This is a genomic window from Clostridium sp. 10cd* (assembly GCF_044336395.1).
Lineage (GTDB): Bacteria > Bacillota_I > Bacilli_A > Erysipelotrichales > Erysipelotrichaceae > Clostridium_AQ > Clostridium_AQ innocuum.
On sequence record NZ_CP172347.1, the window covers coordinates 2,706,073 to 2,726,921 of the forward strand.

At 45.6% G+C, this 20,849-nt stretch carries 13 protein-coding genes, 1 tRNA gene and 3 rRNA genes; 1 reads left to right on the top strand and 16 read right to left on the bottom strand.

Translation table 11 applies throughout. The annotated features are described in order from the left end of the window. Positions 1–301: 301 nt before the first annotated feature. The 12 genes from ACG3M1_RS13445 to ACG3M1_RS13500 all read right to left on the bottom strand — a co-directional run bounded on the left by ACG3M1_RS13445 (position 302) and on the right by ACG3M1_RS13500 (position 17,023). A complete protein-coding gene (locus tag ACG3M1_RS13445) occupies positions 302–1,399 on the bottom strand; it encodes an AI-2E family transporter (RefSeq protein WP_009270292.1) in 1,098 nt (365 codons plus the stop codon). Positions 1,400–1,421: 22 nt separating this feature from the next. Then, complete coding sequence (locus tag ACG3M1_RS13450; protein WP_002609272.1) at positions 1,422–1,598, bottom strand: hypothetical protein; 177 nt, start codon at positions 1,596–1,598, stop codon at positions 1,422–1,424. A 43-nt stretch (positions 1,599–1,641) separates the two neighbouring features. Further along, positions 1,642–3,813 carry an ATP-dependent RecD-like DNA helicase gene (locus tag ACG3M1_RS13455; RefSeq protein WP_009270291.1) on the bottom strand — a complete coding sequence of 724 codons (2,172 nt, stop codon included), beginning with the start codon at positions 3,811–3,813 and terminating at the stop codon, positions 1,642–1,644. Positions 3,814–3,832: 19 nt separating this feature from the next. Further along, positions 3,833–4,540, bottom strand: coding sequence for a CPBP family intramembrane glutamic endopeptidase (locus ACG3M1_RS13460; protein ID WP_008817105.1), 708 nt, complete (start codon positions 4,538–4,540; stop codon positions 3,833–3,835). Then, the gene (mnmA, locus tag ACG3M1_RS13465; protein WP_008817104.1) at positions 4,530–5,690 is read right to left on the bottom strand and encodes a tRNA 2-thiouridine(34) synthase MnmA; all 1,161 of its coding nucleotides are present in this window, start codon (positions 5,688–5,690) and stop codon (positions 4,530–4,532) included. Before mnmA ends, ACG3M1_RS13460 begins: the two co-directional genes overlap by 11 nt. Positions 5,691–5,963: 273 nt before the next feature. Continuing rightward, a 5S ribosomal RNA gene (gene rrf, locus ACG3M1_RS13470) occupies positions 5,964–6,077 on the bottom strand. Between the two features lie 68 nt (positions 6,078–6,145). Then, positions 6,146–9,052: ribosomal RNA gene (locus tag ACG3M1_RS13475) — 23S ribosomal RNA — on the bottom strand. A gap of 236 nt (positions 9,053–9,288) precedes the next feature. Further along, positions 9,289–10,828 (bottom strand): 16S ribosomal RNA (locus tag ACG3M1_RS13480). Together the 16S, 23S and 5S rRNA genes form the textbook arrangement of a ribosomal RNA operon. Positions 10,829–11,610: 782 nt before the next feature. Beyond that, positions 11,611–13,026 carry an MATE family efflux transporter gene (locus tag ACG3M1_RS13485; RefSeq protein ID WP_009270954.1) on the bottom strand — a complete coding sequence of 472 codons (1,416 nt, stop codon included), beginning with the start codon at positions 13,024–13,026 and terminating at the stop codon, positions 11,611–11,613. 3 nt (positions 13,027–13,029) lie between these two features. Next, positions 13,030–13,497, bottom strand: a complete 468-nt coding sequence (locus ACG3M1_RS13490; RefSeq protein ID WP_002611390.1) for a MarR family winged helix-turn-helix transcriptional regulator — start codon at positions 13,495–13,497, stop codon at positions 13,030–13,032. An 824-nt stretch (positions 13,498–14,321) separates the two neighbouring features. After that, the gene (locus ACG3M1_RS13495; protein ID WP_008817100.1) at positions 14,322–15,893 is read right to left on the bottom strand and encodes a glycine betaine ABC transporter substrate-binding protein; all 1,572 of its coding nucleotides are present in this window, start codon (positions 15,891–15,893) and stop codon (positions 14,322–14,324) included. Further along, on the bottom strand, positions 15,890–17,023 hold the full coding sequence (locus tag ACG3M1_RS13500) for an ABC transporter ATP-binding protein (RefSeq protein ID WP_022300146.1): 1,134 nt from the start codon (positions 17,021–17,023) through the stop codon (positions 15,890–15,892). Before ACG3M1_RS13500 ends, ACG3M1_RS13495 begins: the two co-directional genes overlap by 4 nt. Positions 17,024–17,313: 290 nt before the next feature. Here ACG3M1_RS13500 and ACG3M1_RS13505 point away from each other — a divergent pair. Next, a tRNA-Leu gene (locus ACG3M1_RS13505) sits at positions 17,314–17,400 on the top strand. Positions 17,401–17,699: 299 nt separating this feature from the next. On the opposite strand, the gene ACG3M1_RS13510 is transcribed toward ACG3M1_RS13505, so the two are convergent. The 4 genes from ACG3M1_RS13510 to ACG3M1_RS13525 form a co-directional block, all read right to left on the bottom strand. Then, positions 17,700–18,401 (bottom strand): biosynthetic peptidoglycan transglycosylase, encoded by a 702-nt coding sequence (locus ACG3M1_RS13510; RefSeq protein WP_002611394.1) that lies wholly within the window; start codon positions 18,399–18,401, stop codon positions 17,700–17,702. Positions 18,402–18,545: 144 nt separating this feature from the next. Further along, the gene (locus ACG3M1_RS13515; protein WP_002611396.1) at positions 18,546–18,761 is read right to left on the bottom strand and encodes a YneF family protein; all 216 of its coding nucleotides are present in this window, start codon (positions 18,759–18,761) and stop codon (positions 18,546–18,548) included. A 65-nt stretch (positions 18,762–18,826) separates the two neighbouring features. Beyond that, complete coding sequence (locus ACG3M1_RS13520) at positions 18,827–19,162, bottom strand: hypothetical protein (RefSeq protein WP_008817099.1); 336 nt, start codon at positions 19,160–19,162, stop codon at positions 18,827–18,829. Positions 19,163–19,378: 216 nt separating this feature from the next. Next, positions 19,379–20,827: a 4Fe-4S dicluster domain-containing protein gene (locus ACG3M1_RS13525; protein WP_002611399.1), complete on the bottom strand. Its 1,449-nt coding sequence runs from the start codon at positions 20,825–20,827 to the stop codon at positions 19,379–19,381. Positions 20,828–20,849: the final 22 nt, after the last annotated feature.

Genomic DNA, 20,849 nt, shown 5'->3' on the forward strand with positions numbered 1-20,849 from the left:
GATATAAAGAATGATAAGAGCAGCGGCAAAGAACAGTTATTTATAGTGTAACTATAAAATAGAAGTGGAATTTAGTTATACATAGGCATAATGGAGCCTATTTTCAGTGCGCTTATTCATTTTATCTATCATTCGCACAATGACCACTTTCTTCACATTTTTACTTACTTCTACCTATTTGAAACCCTTTCTAACGCTATATTTATGCTCTGTATAGACTTTTGTAGAAGAAAGTTCCACATTTTTTATTCGCCTTTTGAAAGTGGAATTTAACTTTTCACTTCAGCAATTTAAGCATAATTTAATCATAATTCTCCTCCTGCATCGCCTCATCAAAATCCTGCCAGATATCCTCCCATTCTCCAATCTTATCGCTGGTCTTGGAATGCAGCCAGCTGCGAAAGGCAATCTGTGCAATCGCCGCAAATATCGGTGATAAAATAACACCGACAACCCCGAAGAGAGCTTCGGACAGAAAGATAAAAACAAAGGTTAGGATTGGACGCACATGCATCGTACGGTTGAAAATCATCGGTTGAATGAAATTGGATTCAATCTGCTGTATCGTCCATACGATAGCAAAGGCCAGAAACGGAAAAACCGGATAGCTCAGGGCACCGACAATAGCAATCAGAATCAGACCGAATGTCGCCCCCACATAGGGAAACAGGTTCAGTAATGCAAGAATGACTGCATACAGCAATGCATTGGGAAAGGCAAAGATATAAAGCGTGATACCCACCGTGACAACAATAAACAGGATATCGAGAAAGGTTCCAACCAGATACTGGTATACAATATTACTCATTGTTAGATAAAAGGTAGAAAACTGATGCAGGTTGGGAATCACCTTTTTTGCTGTACGCTTCCAGAAATCCAAATCAATGGATATGAAAAATGCGGTGATGTATGCAATTCCATAATTTGTAGCAGTATGCATCGTATTACGCAAAGAATCGATAACGATAATATAGCCCTCCTGCAAATATTTCTCCTTCAAAGTCTCCAAATTACCGATAGCGATGTGATAGCGATCCAGAAACCCCTCCAGATGCCTCATCCACACCGGCACCACTTCTGCAAAATCCATAACCTGCTTATAAATAATGGGAATCATTCCGATAACAAAGACAGCAAGAACAAGCGCAATTCCGATATATACGAGCATGACGGCAAGCTTTTGAGAAACATGCTGCTGCAAGCGGTCAATCAGAGGCTGCAGCAGAAAGGCAATGACAATCCCCATCAGGACCGGCAGACAGCTTTTATAAATATCAACAATCCAATCATACAGCTGCAGCTGCTTCGACAGTAAAACCAGCAACAGAAAAGCGGCGAGAGGAACAAGCAGCTTCCGGCAGCCACGTGCCAGTGAATCCAGAACATGCGATACTTTCATAAAAGAAAAACCCGCGACGGGGTTAATCCAGATCCATACAATCACACAGGTGATCGTAGGTCTTATGCATTTTTTTCATAACTTTTTTCTTTTTCCTTCTGGATTCACGGCAAAGATCCTCAATGCCCTCTTCCTGACTGTAACCGATATACATACCGACAGCCAGGCCCATCAGGCCTGCGACAACACACTTGTTCATAGTATCACTCCTATCACTGATAGTATGGATACTGTCCTGTCTGTTATCCCATCATTTCTTTTATTTTTTCCTGCAGTGTACTCCTACGCACATGGCGGTCCTCCACGCGCAGCGCATGCAGGAACACCTCCTTATCACCGAGCAGCACCAGACTTCGCTTTGCTCTGGTAACACCGGTGTAAATCAAACGCTTCTGCAGCATATAGCGATAATCCTTTACTATCGGCATAATGACAATTGCATATTCACTGCCCTGTGCCTTGTGGATGGAGGTCGCATAGGCATGCGTGATATTGTAAATCTGTTCCCCGCTATATTCAACAAGAACACCGTCAAAATCCGCCGTGATGCAGTTTTTCTGATGCACGTTGTCATCGCGGTAGCTGATTTCGATGATTTCTCCGATATCTCCGTTGTACACCTCATCCTCTGGCTGATTCTTCAGCTGCAGAATCTTGTCATGTTCACGGAACAGACGATAGCCTACCTTCAGCTCTTTTTTATATGAATCGGATGGATTCATCATTTTCTGTAGGGCATTGTTCAGAGCATCAATACCGGCAACACCGCCATACATCGGCGCCAGCACCTGTATTTCCTTTGGATCATAGCCCTTGTCCAGTGCATTGGATACCACACTCAGAATCAGATCACGAACCTCATAATTCTGACAGGGGAAAAATGCGATATCCTTTGCATGGTCCAGAATATCAGCCGAGCCCTCCCGAATCTGGTGTGCCAGTGTCACGACATCACTTCCCTCACTCTGACGGAAAATCTTATTCAGACGTACCAGCGGAAAACAGGCGCTCTCAATCAAATCCTTCAAAACACACCCGCAGCCGACACTGGGCAGCTGATCCTCATCTCCAATCACAACAATTCTTTTCACCATGCGGCAGGCTCTCAGCAGGTGATAGAACAGCCACTGATCCACCATGGAAAATTCGTCAATAATCAGTAAATCAGCCTGAATCGGGTCCTTGTCGTTCACCAGAAAGGTGTTCGTTTCCAAATCCCACTTCAGCAGGGAGTGAATCGTCGTTGCCGCCGTTGAGCTCAGCTCACTCAGCCGTTTGGCTGCCCGTCCGGTCGGAGCACACAGCGCTATTGTATCGGATGGATAGTAGCGCTGATATAAATCCAGGATACCCTTTACAATCGTCGTTTTTCCGGTTCCCGGTCCGCCTGTCAGAATCAGAAAGGGCTCTTTGAAAAAGGCAGTAATCGCCTCCTTCTGTTTATCTTCATAGCGGATATGAAATTTTTGTTCCATAATCCCGATATCCTCTACATCAAATGAAACTTCCTCTTCTGACTCACGATAAGGAAACCCAGCAAGAAAGGAAGCAATGCCGTTTTGCGCATCATATTGTGTATGATGATATATGCGGCCATCCTCAATCATGATCAGGCGATCCAGCTCCAGCTCCTCCAAATAGGGAGCAATCTCCACAGCTGCATCAAATTCCTTACAGAACCGTTTCTGTATCTGTTCCAGCGTTGTATAGGTATCCCCGCTTGCCATACATAAATCCAGCACACAGGATAATATGACAGCCTTGATGCGGTAGGGATGATCCTCCGCAAACGCCAGCTCCTTTGCCAGCTTATCCGCAGTTTTAAAGCCGATCCCGTCGATTTCCTCAATCAGACGGTATGGGTTTTCCTTAACCATGGAAATCATCGCATCACCATAGGCAGCCTCCATCTTCATGATGGTTTTGACACTGATCCCCATTCGCGTAAAGAAAACAACAGAGTCATCTGCCTCTTCATGCTCCATGATTCCCTGAATGATGGAGGCACGCTTTCTTGCGTTTAACGTTGTAATCTGTTTCAAAGCCTCCGGATTTTCTTTTATGATTTCGATGGCATCCTCTCCAAGCACTTCTACGATGGACTTCGCTGTCTGCGCTCCTATTCCGGGAAACAGAGAGCTGGAAAAATAACGGATCAGCGTACTTTCATCGTTCGGCATCATTTTCTCATAGGCCGCAACCTGAAACTGCATTCCATAGCGGGGATGATCCACATAATCCCCATGCAGCTTGTACAGCACATCCTCATTCAGCTCACTGAAATATCCGGTTGCTGTAAAATCTTCTTCATTTGCATCATAGGTAACAAATTTCGCAACGGTATATCCATTGGTATCATTGCGAAAAATTGTATGCAGATGCTTTGCTTTCAATATGATTTCTTCTTCATCCATTCACTTACCTCAGTTATTCTTATAAAAGCATAAAAAGCATGGATATGATATTATTTCCTGCATGTACCATACCGGGTACCAGACAGGAAGAGCTTTTTTCATATCCGTAGGCCAGAACCATTCCGATTCCGGCATATACAAGCAGATAGCTGACATCCACCAGATTTCCTGCAAGAAGTGAATCCACGATATGGATGGACCCAAACAGGATACTGCTGATGATTGCAGCTGCCCAAAATCCGATTCTGCTTCGCAGGCAGGAAAAAGCCCCTGCACGAAACACCGTTTCCTCAATAATCGGCGCAAATACACACGTTGACAAAATTGTCATCAGTGGTAACACTGTACTGGCATTGCGAATCTCTTCCTGATTGACGCTGTTTCCAGTCTGCGTCAAAAGTCCAATCAGCAAAGACAGCAGCATATTTACAGCCAGAATGACCACAATCAGATAGGCACTCATTTTCAGATTCGCCCCTGTATTCCTGCGAAATTTCATCCAGGAATCCCGTAGAACCGGCCACGCAAGCAAGATGGCTACACCGGCAGTAAATACGTAAATCAGCAGCTGCACCCATGGCAGCAGAATCGTTGCCCCAGGTTCAACGGCAAGCGTAATTTTTGTCGCAACGATACGGTATACATACAGATAGCCTGCAAAATAATGCACAAGCAGGGCAAGCATACGCCCAATGGATAAGCTGTAAACAGCTGGTTTAGTTTCCATTATTGACTCTCCCTGCGATACGGTGCTGCAAGCTGATTCCTTCCTTGAATACATCCTCAATCACTCCCCCGCCCAGGCATTCTTCCTTCTGATAAAATACCGCTTCCTGGCCTGCTGTCACAGAGCTGACCATTTGCGGATAGCGTAAAAACACAGTGGTTTCATCTATGAAGCGCAGGATAACATCATTATCCGGCTGCCGGTACCTAAATTTCGCCGTACAAACATAATCCCCCTGCGGCCTTTCAGAGGAGAACCAGTTGACACCGGATACAATGCAGCTATCGGAATGCAGCCAGTCACTTTCACTCCCGTTTGTCACATACAAAATGTTTTTTTGTACATCCTTGCCAACCACAAACCACGGTCCGCGATTGCCTCCAATGCCAAGACCCTTTCGCTGTCCGATCGTATAGTACAACACACCACTGTGTCTTCCAACGACCTCCAGTGTTTTGATATCCATAATATCTCCATCCCGGCTCGGCAAATAGTTCTTTAAAAATTCCTTGAAATTGCGTTCTCCGATAAAGCAGATACCTGTAGAATCCTTTTTCTCTGCAACACTGTTCAACTCCATGCGCTCTGCAATTTCGCGCACCTCTTGCTTTTCCATATGTCCGATGGGAAACATGGAGTGCCGCAGTGCATCCTGCGAAACCTGACAGAGAAAATATGTCTGATCTTTATTATTGTCAGCACCCCTAAGCATGCGGGATTCCTCAGCGCTATGATCCACCTGAGCATAATGACCCGTTGCCAGGGTATCAAAGCCAAGCCTTCTTGCATAGTCCATAAAGGCATCGAACTTTATATACTTATTACACAAAATATCCGGATTTGGTGTTCTTCCTTTCCGATATTCCTCCAGAAAATACGTGAATACATGATCCCAGTATTCCTTTACAAAATCCACGCGAAGCAATGGAAGCCCCAGCTTATCCGCAACCGCCTTGGCATCCAGATAATCCTGTTCCTGCGGACATACATCATCCTGAATCGTAGGATTTCCCATGATATCATTATTTGCAAAGGAATCCCAGTTCCGCATAAACGCACAGGTCACATCATATCCCTGCTCCTTCAGCAGATATGCCGCAACAGCAGAATCTACCCCACCTGATAAACCTAATAACACTTTCTGACTCATATTCATCACCTGTCTTTTCATAATACCATCAGTTTTTATTCTTTTAAATCATGTTCAATAAAAATGATATGTTCTATTATAGCATGGAATTGCTATATTAGTTGAATGTTCCCAATATTTTTTCAATGCTGCTTCCTTGGGATTCCACAATACAGCTTTCCTTAAACCTATGTATTTTACACCTACGGTATGCTATGCATTCCTGATACCTGACGCTTATAGCAACAAAGAAATTCCAAACAAAAAAAGACCCATCCAAAGATGAGTCAGATTACCCGGCAGCGTGCTATCTTCACTGGAGCCAGTCCAGATATTGTCGCCGCTGATATGCTTAACTTCTGTGTTCGGGATGAGAACAGGTGTGTCCACATCGCTATCGCCACCAGATCACTTTGAGGTCTATCCCTCAAAACTGAATAACAGTTGACAGTTTCTTTTTGTACCACCTGGTACGTGTGATTAAGTCCTCGACCTATTAGTATCAGTCAACTCCATGTATCGCTACACTTCCATCTCTGACCTATCCACCTCGTCGTCTTCAAGGGGTCTTACTTCGTTATACGAATGGGAGATCTCATCTTGGAGTAGGCTTCGCGCTTAGATGCTTTCAGCGCTTATCCCTTCCCTACTTAGCTACCCAGCTATGCTCCTGGCGGAACAACTGGTGCACCAGCGGTAGGTCCATCCCGGTCCTCTCGTACTAAGGACAGCTCTCCTCAGATCTCCAACGCCCACAACAGATAGGGACCGAACTGTCTCACGACGTTCTGAACCCAGCTCGCGTACCGCTTTAATGGGCGGACAGCCCAACCCTTGGAACCGAATTCAGCTCCAGGATGCGATGAGCCGACATCGAGGTGCCAAACCTCGCCGTCGATGTGAACTCTTGGGCGAGATCAGCCTGTTATCCCCAGGGTAGCTTTTATCCGTTGAGCGACGGCCCTTCCATTCGGCACCGCCGGATCACTAATCCCGACTTTCGTCCCTGTTCGACTTGTTTGTCTCACAGTCAAGCACGCTTCTGCATTTGCACTCGTCGATTGATTTCCATCCAATCTGAGCGTACCTTTGGGCGCCTCCGTTACTCTTTAGGAGGCGACCGCCCCAGTCAAACTGCCCACCTGACACGGTCCCTCACCCAGTTCATGGGTGCAGGTTAGAACTTCAATCAAACAAGAGTGGTATCCCAACAGCGGCTCCTCGTATACTGGCGTACACGTCTCTTCGCCTCCCACCTATCCTGTACATCTTTGATCAAAATTCAATATCAGGCTACAGTAAAGCTCCATGGGGTCTTTCCGTCTAGTTGCGGGTAACCTGCATTTTCACAGGTACTAAGATTTCACCGAGTCTGCTGCCGAGACAGCGCCCAAATCGTTACGCCTTTCGTGCGGGTCAGAACTTACCTGACAAGGAATTTCGCTACCTTAGGACCGTTATAGTTACGGCCGCCGTTCACTGGGGCTTCAATTCATTGCTTCTCCTTGCGGATGACAAATCCTCTTAACCTTCCAGCACCGGGCAGGCGTCACCCCCTATACTTCGTCTTGCGACTTTGCAGAGAGCTGTGTTTTAGTTAAACAGTCGCTTGGGCCTCTTCACTGCGGCTCTCTTTTACAAGAGCACTCCTTATCGCTAACTTACGGAGTCATTTTGCCGAGTTCCTTGGCAACAGTTCTCTCGCTCACCTCAGGATTCTCTCCTTGCCCACCTGTGTCGGTTTTGGTACGGGCCGCTATGGAATCAATACTAGAAACTTTTCTTGGAAGCTGGCATCATGTGCTTCAGTACTTGCCCGGAGGCGTTCCCTTACCTGTCACATCTTACATCCCGCTGACGCATTTCACTGTCAGCCTGCTATATGCTTCGACCACAATCCATTAAGTGGCTCACACTAGCCTTCTCCGTCATTCCTTCATTTCCATCGCGGGTACAGGAATATCTGCCTGTTTTCCATCCACTACGCCTTTCGGCCTCGCGTTAGGTCCCGACTTACCCAGGGCGGACGAACCTTCCCCTGGAATCCTTGGGCTATCGGTGTGTAGGATTCTCACCTACATCTCGCTACTCACACCGGCATTCTCTCTTCCATGCTCTCCACCGCTCCTTACGGTACGGCTTCTACGTGCATGCAACGCTCCCCTACCACTCAACTCTAAAGTTGAATCCGCAGCTTCGGTAGTATGCTTAGCCCCGGTACATTTTCGGCGCAGGGTCACTCGACTAGTGAGCTGTTACGCACTCTTTGAAGGATGGCTGCTTCTGAGCCAACCTCCTAGTTGTCTGTGCATCCCCACATCCTTTTCCACTTAGCATACATTTTGGGACCTTAACTGGCGGTCTGGGCTGTTTCCCTTTTGACCATGGACCTTATCACCCACAGTCTGACTGCCGAGTACGTCTTCATGGCATTCGGAGTTTGATTATACTCAGTACCCCGGGATGGGGCCATCGTACATTCAGTGCTCTACCTCCATGCGACTCTACCTCGACGCTAGCCCTAAAGCTATTTCGGGGAGAACCAGCTATATCCGTGTTCGATTGGAATTTCTCCCCTAGCCACAACTCATCCGCCAACTTTTCAACGGGGGTCGGTTCGGTCCTCCATTCAGTTTCACCTGAACTTCAACCTGGTCATGGCTAGATCACACGGTTTCGGGTCTACATCATCGTACTGTCGCCCTATTAAGACTCGCTTTCGCTTCGGCTCCGTATCTTCTACTTAACCTCGCACGATAACGTAACTCGCCGGTTCATTCTACAAAAGGCACGCCATCACCCTTTAACGGGCTCTGACTTCTTGTAAGCATACGGTTTCAGGTTCTATTTCACTCCGCTCCCGCGGTTCTTTTCACCTTTCCCTCACGGTACTGGTTCACTATCGGTCACTTGGGTATATTTAGCCTTGACGGATGGTCCCGCCTGCTTCCGACAAGATTTCTCGTGTCTCGCCGTACTCAGGATACCACTAGGCTTCGCTAGACTTTCAGTTACGGGACTTGCACCCTCTCCGGTCGGCCTTTCAATGCCGTTCTCTTAGCCATGCTCTTGCCATTTCGTGGTCCTACAACCCCAGATCAAGATCTGGTTTGGGCTCCTCCGCGTTCGCTCGCCGCTACTTACGGAATCATTCTTATTTTCTTTTCCTCCGGATACTTAGATGTTTCAGTTCTCCGGGTACCTCCCTCATGAGCTATGTATTCACTCATGGGTGACAGCTCATTACTGCTGCCGGGTTTCCCCATTCGGATATCGACGGATCTTTGTGTACGTACCACTCCCCGTCGCGTTTCGCCGTTTGTTGCGTCCTTCTTCAGTTCCAAGTGCCTAGGCATCCACCGTACGCCCTTATTCACTTAATCACGATTAAGTTTTAAAGCGTTCATTTCTTTGCTTAGGTTTTTGCTTGAGTTTCTGTTTTTGTTTAACTATCTACTCGTGAATATCTATGTTGTTTACAACTTTCGTTATAGACCTTCATATGTCTTCTGTTATTCAGTTTTCAAAGATCGACTTCTTTTCGTTTGGAAGATCAGTCTTCCAAAACTGAACAGGAAATGTTCGATAACTCTTTACTTCTTTTGTACTTTCTCCTTAGAAAGGAGGTGATCCATCCCCACGTTCCCGTAGGGATACCTTGTTACGACTTAACCCCAGTCATCGGTCCTACCTTCGACGGCTCACTCCTTACGGTTATGCCACCGGCTTCGGGTATTACTGACTCCCATGGTTTGACGGGCGGTGTGTACAAGGCCCGAGAACGTATTCACCGCAGCATGCTGATCTGCGATTACTAGCGATTCCGACTTCATGAAGTCGAGTTGCAGACTTCAATCCGAACTGAGACGACCTTTATGAGATTCGCTTCACATCACTGTGTCGCTGCTCTTTGTGGTCGCCATTGTAGTACGTGTGTAGCCCAGGCCATAAGGGGCATGATGATTTGACGTCATCCCCACCTTCCTCCGGTTTGTCACCGGCAGTCTCGCATGAGTCCCCAACTTGATGCTGGTAACATGCGACAAGGGTTGCGCTCGTTGCGGGACTTAACCCAACATCTCACGACACGAGCTGACGACAACCATGCACCACCTGTGTGATCCATAATTATCTCTCTATCTCTAGAGCCTTTGCATCTATGTCAAGGCCTGGTAAGGTTCTTCGCGTTGCTTCGAATTAAACCACATACTCCACCGCTTGTGCGGGCCCCCGTCAATTCCTTTGAGTTTCACACTTGCGTGCATACTCCCCAGGCGGAGAACTTATTGCGTTAACTGCAGCACTGAATTCCTCCAACACTTAGTTCTCATCGTTTACGGCGTGGACTACTAGGGTATCTAATCCTATTTGCTCCCCACGCTTTCGTGCCTCAGTGTCAGTTACAGACCAGGCGACCGCCTTCGCCACTGGTGTTCCTCCATATATCTACGCATTTTACCGCTACACATGGAATTCCATCGCCCTCTTCTGCACTCCAGCATACCAGTTTCCATAGCTTACAATGGTTGAGCCATTGCCTTTTACTACAGACTTAGTACGCCACCTACGCACCCTTTACGCCCAATGATTCCGGATAACGCTTGCCACCTACGTATTACCGCGGCTGCTGGCACGTAGTTAGCCGTGGCTTTCTGGTAAGCTACCGTCACTCCCATAGCATTTCCTCTATGAGCCGTTCTTCACTTACAACAGAGCTTTACGATCCGAAGACCTTCTTCACTCACGCGGCATTGCTCGTTCAGGGTTTCCCCCATTGACGAAAATTCCCTACTGCTGCCTCCCGTAGGAGTTTGGGCCGTGTCTCAGTCCCAATGTGGCCGTTTACCCTCTCAGGCCGGCTACGCATCATCGCCTTGGTGGGCCGTTACCTCACCAACTAGCTAATGCGCCGCAGGTCCATCCATGTTCACGCCTTGATGGGCGCTTTAATATACTGAGCATGCGCTCTGTATACCTATCCGGTTTTAGCTACCGTTTCCAGCAGTTATCCCGGACACATGGGCAGGTTACCTACGTGTTACTCACCCGTTCGCCACTAAGTCTCTTTGGAAGCAAGCTTCCTCGAAACTTCGTTCGACTTGCATGTATTAGGCATGCCGCCAGCGTTCATCCTGAGCCAGGATCAAACTCTCCATTTGATTTAGCTCTAACGCATGACTTGCGTTTGAATTTCATTTTTGTTATCGTTATACCGAGAATATTGTTTTCTCAAATAATTGACGTTTCCTGTTCAGTTTTCAAAGACCGAAATTTCTATTTCGTGCGCCCTTGTTTCTCATCAGCGCTCGTATATAATACAACACATATCCCTGTGTGTCAACAGCTTTTTTTATTTTTTTGACTTTTTTGTCATAAATCAGCAAACTGTGTCACAACGCCTTGGATACGCCGCATACGACAGCTGATTATCATATACCGTACAAACCTTCCCCATCGCCTATAGGATGGCGGATCCAGTGGAATAAGATCACGGTTTCGTAAGATCCAGTCTACTGTTCATTCACACAAGCGTTCCTTACCTGCTTCATCCGAAATACCACTTCATCACATGCAGCAGTATCACAACGGTAAAATTCTATATCTTTGCCGATTCGTTCCACTGTATCCTGTCTCTGCACTGTCTGCTCTTCATCTTACTTCCATAATTTTTTAAAGAAATCTTTTACCCTCATAGTATCTCTCTTTCCTCTATGTTTTAACTATATTCGTATTCTATATATAGAAGTATACCATACACAAGGCAATACCTATGGTAAAATCAGCTTCTTCCCCAATATTGTAGTAGATTTTCACAGTTCCCTTTCCTTCTTTTGATGACATAATAAAAGGGCTCCTATACGATTGCTTAATATCCTATAAGAAGCCCTTCTATATATCAGAATTGCAGGAAAGCTCTTTGGCATTCATTCCCTCTAACGGTTTATGCTTCCTTTTCCTCCAGTTGTGTTTGCTGCTTTGCTTCTTCCACATGTTCTTCATCCATGTTACGAAGCAGTTTTTTGAAGAAGAGCACGAACATCGTTACCGTAGTCAGAACGGCCAGTATATCCGCGATCGGCTCTGCCAGAAATACTGCCATAACCTTATCCTCTATAAACATCGGAAGGATATAAATCAGCGGGATCAAAACGATAATTTTACGAAACATCGCAAGAAATGCTGAGGTTTTTGCGTTGCCAAGGGCAATAAAGGTTTGCTGACAGGCAATCTGTGCTCCAAACAGCAGGCAACCTCCCATATAAATACGCAAAGCCCACACGGTAATTTCTGTTAGAGCGGGATCACTGGTAAATATCGCCGCAAACATATTTGGCACCACCATGGCAAGCAGCCAGAGTATAGCAGAGTAGGTCAGACAGCTGATCAGCAACAGACGAAAGGCCTTTTTCACACGATAGGCATTGTTTGCGCCATAGTTATAGCTGATAATCGGCTGTGCTCCCTGGGTAAAGCCGGATAGTGGTAGCATGGCAAACTGCATAACACTCGATAGTATCGTCATAGCACCGACTGCAAGGTCTCCCCCATACTTCAAGAGGGAAGAGTTAAAGCACAATACGAGAATACTTTCCGTTGATTGCATTATGAAGGGTGCAACACCTAAGGCAAGTGAGGGTAACAGCACCTTTGCTTTTATACGGAAATTGCTCATGCGCAGCTTCAATATCGTCTGCTTTCCCATCAGAAAGCGCATGACCCAAACGGAAGAAATACCCTGCGATATAACCGTGGCGAGCGCAGCACCCTGCACTCCCATATCGAAAACAAAAATCAGTATCGGATCCAAAATGATATTGGTGATAGCTCCGATTACAACGGTCAGCATACTGATTCTGCTGAAGCCCTGCGCGGATATAAAGGCGTTCATCCCAAGCGTAAGCTGGACGAAAATCGTGCCGGCAGCATATATGATCATATAGGACTGTGCATAGCCGATCGTATTCTCACTTGCTCCAAACATATAAAGCAGTGGTGTATGAAAACCGATGACAGCTATGGTAAGCACCAGAGCGGTGATGATCAGAGCACAGCAGCAGTTTCCGAGAATCTTCTCCGCACCCTTGATATCCTGCTGCCCCATCAGAATAGAAGCACGTGGTGCTCCCCCCATTGCGACAAGTGCCGCAAAGGCGGATATAATCATGATAATAGGAAAGCTGATTCCGACACCTGTCAGGGCCGTTGCACCCACTTCCGGTATATGACCGATGTACATACGGTCTACCATATTGTACAGAGCGTTAACCAGCTGTGATAAAATAGCCGGTACTGCCAGCATAAAAAATAATCTGCCAATGCGTTCCTTTCCCAAATCCACTTCTTTTGACATCTTCATTCATCATTCCTCCAATGTGTGTTCATTTGTTTCTATAATATTTTCGATATTCGCATTGATGCGATCAAAGGTCTGTAGGACGATATTTATATGCTCCTGTGGGATCCCCTTCAGAATGTGAGCTTCCACCTCACTGCGTTTTTTCAAAAGCACCTGAATGACCTCCTGTGCCGCTTCTGTCAGAAACAGGTGCTGTATACGCCGGTCACTATTGTCTGTTTCTATGTATACATATCCCTTTAGCAACAGGGATTCAATCCCTCTGGCAACCAGCCCCTTGGATATACCAAGAAATGCACTCAGCTCCTTTGCCGTATTGATTGTACGATTGTTGGATAGGAAAATCAGAATATCCACTTCGCTGGGAGAGAGCTGGTAATGCTTCAGCTCAGGCGCACTTATTCTGGCATAAACCTTACGAAAAGCCGCACAACGCTTTACAAGTGTTTCCAGATTGGTATGTTTGAGCATGTCATCACCTCCATTAGTTTACTTGTAAACGATTATAGTATATCATGTTTTCACGAACTTGCAAGCAGCAATATAGAATATGCATTGCCAAAGGCATGCTGTATTGATTCTTTACAGCTGATATAGCCCACTACCTTATCAATGCGAAGAAAGAAAATTCATAAATGAAAGGAACCACTGGCGAAGCGGCTGGAAAAGTTTGCTTTGCAGCAATCCCTTCCCGTATTCCATAAGCAGAAACAATCCCTAGCGCCTTTCAACAGAAAATATGTTGAGTTAAAAGCAGCGCATAATCCAAATGCGGACCTCTTGAATGCAAGCTGCTTCTTTTAAGACAGCTTTTATTTAACGGGACGGTAATTGCCTGTATGATATATTTATTTCCTATTAGACGATACGCCGATTTTGCATATTGCAGGATACTGCCGGAAAGACATAGGCAGGTGTTGTGATATTTACTTAGAAAGTTAAAAGCAAACCCCGACAGCACCATCCTGGAAACGGATAGAGGTTTATAACAGCCAAAGAATAAAGTGTGAAACAAAACAATTATGCAATATCTGCGACCGCACAGCGAAATGCTGGAGAAATGGAAAAAGATATGAAATATTTCGATCCTATTCTAAAGGGCATTGAATGTCTATAACGGATAGTCAGGTCATTTTCCTAATTTTGCTGTTCTATCCCGGAATAACAAAAGGGCCTCCGCTTCCATTGGATATCATCCAACAGAATAAGAGTCCCATTCTTTTTATAAGCAGATCACAGTTTTACGCAGGTAAGCGTACTGATACAGGAGGTAACTTTTTCTATGCACTGTACGCTTATTTTTCCAGCAGCCCCTCCTGTACCAGAAATTCGTGTGCAACCTCTGCCGGCTCACGTTTTTTTACATCCACCTCATAATTCAGCTTTCGCATCCCTTCGCTGCTCAGATGCTTGCTAAGCTCATTGATCACCCCAACTGCATCCGGATACTCCGTAAGCAGATGCTCGCTTACCATAGGTACCCCATAGTATGGAAGAAAATACTGTTTATCATCCTCCAGCACGACCAGATCATAATAGTCGATCAGTCCGTCCGTGGAATATGCATCAATCACATCACTTTCTTTATTGGCCAGAGCTACATAGCGTGTCGCTCCATCCATTGCAATATTATCCTGAAAGTTCATGTTCGGATATTTGCTTTTGATGCCTGGCAGCGCCTCTTTACGATTATTGAATGCCAGGGTTGGTGTGATGGTAAGACGATCGGATACCTTTTCCAGATCACTGACTGTCTTTAAATTGTATTTCTCTGCTGTATCCTTGCGCACAGTAAAGGTATAGGTATCGTTAAACGGCGTCTGATCCAGCAGTGTAAGATTATATTGTTCTTTGATTTTATCTTTCGCAATGCGATACACCTCATCTGCATTGCTGTTTGATTTCATTTTTAAAATATCGCCATATAATGTTCCGGTATAATCAACATACATGTCAATCTGACCGTTTTGCAGTGCGCTGAAGCATATCTGTACCCCGCCAAGAGAAAGATCTCTTTGAACCTTGTAGTCCGTTTTCGCTTCTATCATATCGGCATACATGTTACCGAGAATCAGCTGTTCACTCATATCGGAGCTCCCGATATGCAAAGCGTCCTTACTCACGCCCTTCATAAGTCTGCCCCCAACAGAAGCCATCAGCAGGCAAAGACACAGCAGTGATACAATAAGTTTTGTTGATTTGCGTACAGGTCGATTGGTCTGTGAATTTCCAATCGTCAGTCCTTCCGGAACAACCACACGCTCCAGGATTCCCATAAAGGAATCAATAACCAGCGCCAGAATACAGGCAGGAACTGCACCGGCCAGAATCTGCATATTGTTGGATGTTCGGATACCGGAATATACAAGGTAGCCAAGACCTCCTGCTCCGATAAAGGCCGCAATCGTCATCAGTCCGACAGCTGTAACAGCAGAAATCCGTACACCTGCCATAATAATTGGCAATGCCATGGGGATTTGTACCTTTATAAGAATCTGCGCTCTTGTCATACCGATACCCTTAGCCGCCTCCAGTGTCTGATCCGGTATGCTTTGAATACCGGTATACGTATTTTTAATAATTGGCAGCAGTGAATACAGAATAACCATAAAGATGGCGGGCTTGGAGCCGATTCCAAGGAACGGGATTGCAAACCCAAGCAGGGCAAGGCTCGGTATGGCCTGAACGATATTGGCAATTCCCAGAACCGGCTTTGTCAGCTTTTTAAGATAGGAAATCAAAATCCCAAGAGGAACACCAATCGCAATGGCAAGAATCACAGAAAACAGCGTAAGCTCCACATGCTCCCAGCTCAACGATAAAATCTGTCCCTGGATGGATTGTACATATTCGAGAAATTCACTCATGCCTGTTCACCTTCTTCCAGATCAAACTGCTTGGAGAAGGTTGTCACCAGAGAGCTTCTGGTAATCAGTCCACGCAGCTTTCCCTGCTCATCCAATACAGGAACATTGTAAAAGTCATGCTGTCTTGTCTGCTGCATAACATCCACAAGGTTATCATCCTCCTGAGCACAGTATGCAGGATTGACCATAATATCACGCACCAGCAGGTGATTGTCCCGCGGCTGTCTGCGAATCATTTTGGCCGTGATCATTCCCTGCAGCATCTGGCTGTGATCAACCACCATCAGCGTATCCACCTTGTTGTAACGCATGTATTCATAGGCACGTACCAGAGAAACACCCGGATAGGTTGTAATGACACGCTTAATCATGATATCACTGGCACGAATCAGCTCCGGCGAATCCCAGATGCGGTTTTTACCGACAAAGCTGCTGACAAATTCGTTAACCGGATACTTTAGAATTTCCTCCGGTGTATCGAATTGCACGATATTTCCATCATGCATAATGCAGATACGATCTGCAATTTTAATTGCCTCATCCATATCATGTGTTACGAATACGATCGTTTTTCTCACGTTTTCCTGAATCTGTAAAAGCTGATCCTGCAGTGATGATCGCGTAATCGGGTCCAGTGCGGAAAACGGCTCATCCATCAGGATGATATCCGGATCAAGAGCAAAAGCTCTGGCCACACCGACTCTTTGCTGCTGACCGCCGCTGAGCTCCTGCGGATAGCGTTGGGAAAATTCGGCATAGTCCAGTCCGACCATTTCCATCAGCTCCCTGGTCCTTGCCCTGCGCTGTGCCTGCTCCACATGCTCCAGCTTTGCAATCACCTCCATATTATCCTCTATATTCATATGCGGAAACAAGCCTGTCTGCTGGATGACATATCCCATATTTCTTCGCAGACGAATCACATCCTCATTTCGAATATCACTGCCATTCAAAAGTATCTGACCTTTCGAGGGAGCGATCAAACGATTGATCATTTTCAGGGACGTTGTCTTCCCGCAGCCGCTGGGGCCGATAAGTACAACAAATTCACCGTCGTGAATCTCCATATTGATATCATGAAGAACCTCCTGATTTTTAAAAGTTTTGGAAACATGCTGAAATTCCAACATCTATATTCCTCCTCTCTTTTCCAAATAGAAAAAACTGTCTGTCGACAGCGTACCGGCGACGTAAGATGAAAGGCGATTTCTGCGTCCCCATCCTTTTTCACCATGTGTAGTTATAAGTATAACACAGTTTGAAAAAAATGTAAAATCCATGGTAAAAAGCAAAGATTTTTTCATTTTATTTCAGTCACAGCAATTCTTACATTATCTGCAGGAGCTCACCATTATCCTATGTTTTTCATAAAAAAAGGATTGCAATTCCTAAATAAATACGCTATAATAACAAAGCAATCGCCCGAGTGGTGAAACTGGTAGACGCAACGGACTCAAAATCCGTCGGTAGCAATACCATGCCGGTTCGAGTCCGGCCTCGGGCACCAGTAAACCAGACAACAGATACATCGTATCTGTTTTTTTATTTATGAGAATTCCGATTCCATTTTCAATTGATCCGCATTGTACACACCGGCTTATGCGATGGCACAGTCATTGTCTGCTGTTTCAAGCTTCATATATATACCCGCCAGCTTTTTTTTGCAAATCATTCCTAAAAAAAAGAAAACCATCGCAACAATCAATGAAAGATATATCCTTATTCATCGATTGTGTTGAAGGTTTTTTTATACCTGCTGCTATGCCTTATGCAGACAATGCGTGCTTACTGATTCAGGAATAGCGCTTACTTTTCCACCTGCTTCATGACTGCCGCCTTCTGCTGCTCATCGATCATATTTTCACGAATCATTGCATTCAGTACCTGAATCTGCCGATTTCTGGCTGCGGATTCATGATTACTCAGCTGATAATTTGCGGGAGATTGTGGAAGACCTGCCAAAAGCGTTGCCTCATCCAGCGTCAGATCCTTTGGCTCCTTATGAAAATATCCCTCACTTGCCGCCTTGATTCCGATATAATTATCTCCGTAATTGATCACGTTGACATACAGCTCCAATATTTCTTTTTTGCTCAGTTCCCTTTCAAGATCGTATGCGGTAAAAATCTCACTGACCTTGCGCAGATAGGACGGCTGATAGGTGTAATACATATTTTTTGCCAGCTGCTGCGTGATGGTGCTCCCTCCTCCGCGAATCTGCCCCGCCAGTACATTCTGGTACAGTGCTCTGGCCATGGAACGGTATTCCACCCCATGATGCTCATAAAAGCGCCGGTCCTCGATTGCAACCGTTGCCTGCAGCAGCTCTTCGCTGATTTCATCATACGTTACATAGGACTTTTTATGTTTAATTTCCTCTACCTTTTCACTGATGCTGACCTCATTGGTAGCCTTGACATAATTCACAAAGCCAAGTCCTACAAACAGTGTGAGAGCAATCAAAACGATCAGCAGCAAAATCAGGAACAGTTTTCTTATAATCTTCACTTTATCACCATACTCATTATAGCATACTTATTTCCCTGTGAAGCTAACTTACAGATTCGTTATAAAATCGTCAGGAAACAGAAAGATTCTTCAAAATCAGAATACAAGAAACAAGATAAAATAAAACACGGTCATCACCGTGTATTATCTGTTTGCGTTCACTGACTTCATTATCTGTTTAATCTGAGCCTCAGATGGTTTTCTTCCCATTTGTAAAAACATCGCACGAATCATTTTCTCGTTGATAGGCGGGTTTTCTCTAAGTTCTTTCTCGAATTTCTTTTTTGTGAAATAGAAACCGAGGAATCCCCCAATTGCCAATCCTACAAGGGTAAATAACACAGAGCTTAAAAAATCCATATGTAATCCTCCTTACAATAAGCATATTTTACTATTTTTATGGAGATTTTACAATAGTTTTCGCCCTATTTATCCACTTCTTGGACCAGAAGGCAGCGATATTTTCTTTTCAGCAGCTGATAAAACGGATTCGTGCAATCCTCCATGCATGCCGCTCCCTCCCGTATGTACACCACATATACCCGGGATTTCAAAAAATGATCATAGCTGAGACAGTCCTTTCTGCATTCGATTTCCTTTTGAAAGAAAGCCTCCGCACTCTCTTGCAGGGACTGCATTTCTATCGGAATCTGGATTCTGCTTCTTTGCTGCTCATCCATCCCTTCCAGCAATACCTGTATGTTCCCACTCTGCTTCATGATATCATAAAAGGCAGGCTGAATCGCATAACACAATTTCATAGATTATCACCCGCTTACATTGTACATCGCCCATTAGTGTGAGATTTGTAGAATTTTGTGGAACGGATTGCTTTTATGGCAGAAACCGCTGCAGCTTGAAGGTGCGGATTCTGGCCGATCAGACACAGCGAAAAACTGGTATACAGCATGTAAAGCCCTCAACGTTAAAAGGGAGGAATCGGGTTACGAATGTCCCGATTCCCACCTCATCATTCTTTATCTGTGTAAATCAATATCCGAGAAATCATATTTCTCAAGGGTAGATGCAATCGTCTTATCCTTGATTGCCAAATTTTCCTTGGTCATGCGTGCTTTCGCTTTCGGCATATTTTCTATAGTCGCCGGTCCGCAGATACAGCCGCCCTGACATGCCATACCCTCCAGAATGTCTGCCTGAAACCGATTCACCTTCATCATGAGCAGCGCTTTTTTGCAGGCATCGCTTCCATCTGCATATTCCGCTGTTACCGCCTCATCATTATTCTCCTTTAAAGCAACGGCAACCGCCTTGGATACACCACCGCCGACAGAGAAGAATCGTCCATAGGCAGAAGCGGTATCCTCTTCCTTCGCAGGAACATTTTCCGGAGAGATATGCCTGGATACAAACATTGCACCAAGCTCTTCGAAGGTGATACAGAAATCAACCTCACTGTCCTGAACCTCCTGCTTTTTCGCAACACATGGTCCCACGAATACGACCTTGCAATTCGGGTGATGCTTTTTCAGATAGCGCGTTGTCGCAACCATTGGGCTTACCATATGTGAAACACTGCTTTCATATACCGTCGGGAAATGCTGCTTCGCCATGTTTACGAAGGCAGGGCAGCAGGAGGTAGTGATTTTCTTTCCCTCTGCCTTGTGCTTTTTTGCATCTTCCTTTTCATACCATGCCACAGCATCCGCTCCAATAGCCGCTTCGTATACGTCGCTAAAGCCCAGCTCACGCATTGCCTGCATGATCTGCGGCAGTGTTGCGCTGTCAAACTGCCCCTGAATAGCAGGAGCAAACACCGCATAAACCTCTTCTTTTTTCTTCAGTAGCTCGATAACATCCAGCATCCAGGACATATCCTCGATTGCGCCAAACGGACATTTCGCCTGACAGGCACCACAATTTATACATTTTGCCTCATCGATTTTCGCCAGTCCGTCTTCTCCCATACGGATCGCATCGACCGGACAGCTTTTCATGCAGGGACGCTGTGTTTCAACGATGGCATTGAACGGACATGCATTTTTGCAGGCCCCGCATTCCTTACATTTATCATAATCGATGAAAGCGTGATCCTCCCCCATATGAATCGCATCAAATTTACATGCAGACAGGCAGGCCTTTGCCATACACTTCCGGCAATTATCCGTCACCTGTATTTTATGGATGCTGCAGCCGTCACATGCTGCTTCAATCACGCGTACAATCTGACGCTTGTTGTCATTCTCCACCGGTACCGGCGGCTTACCAAGCGCCATTCGCGTCCGCTGGCGTATGATTTCTTTTTCCTTATAAATACAGCAGCGGAATTCTGCATGTTTCCCCGGAATCAACAGATTCGCTACCTCATCACAGACGTCATCATTCAGTTTTCCATCAAACGCACGCTTGCTGACCTCTCTCAGTACGTCGAATTTAAACTGTCTGGCTTCGTGATCAAATAATGACATAATATCCTCCTCTATGCGCAAG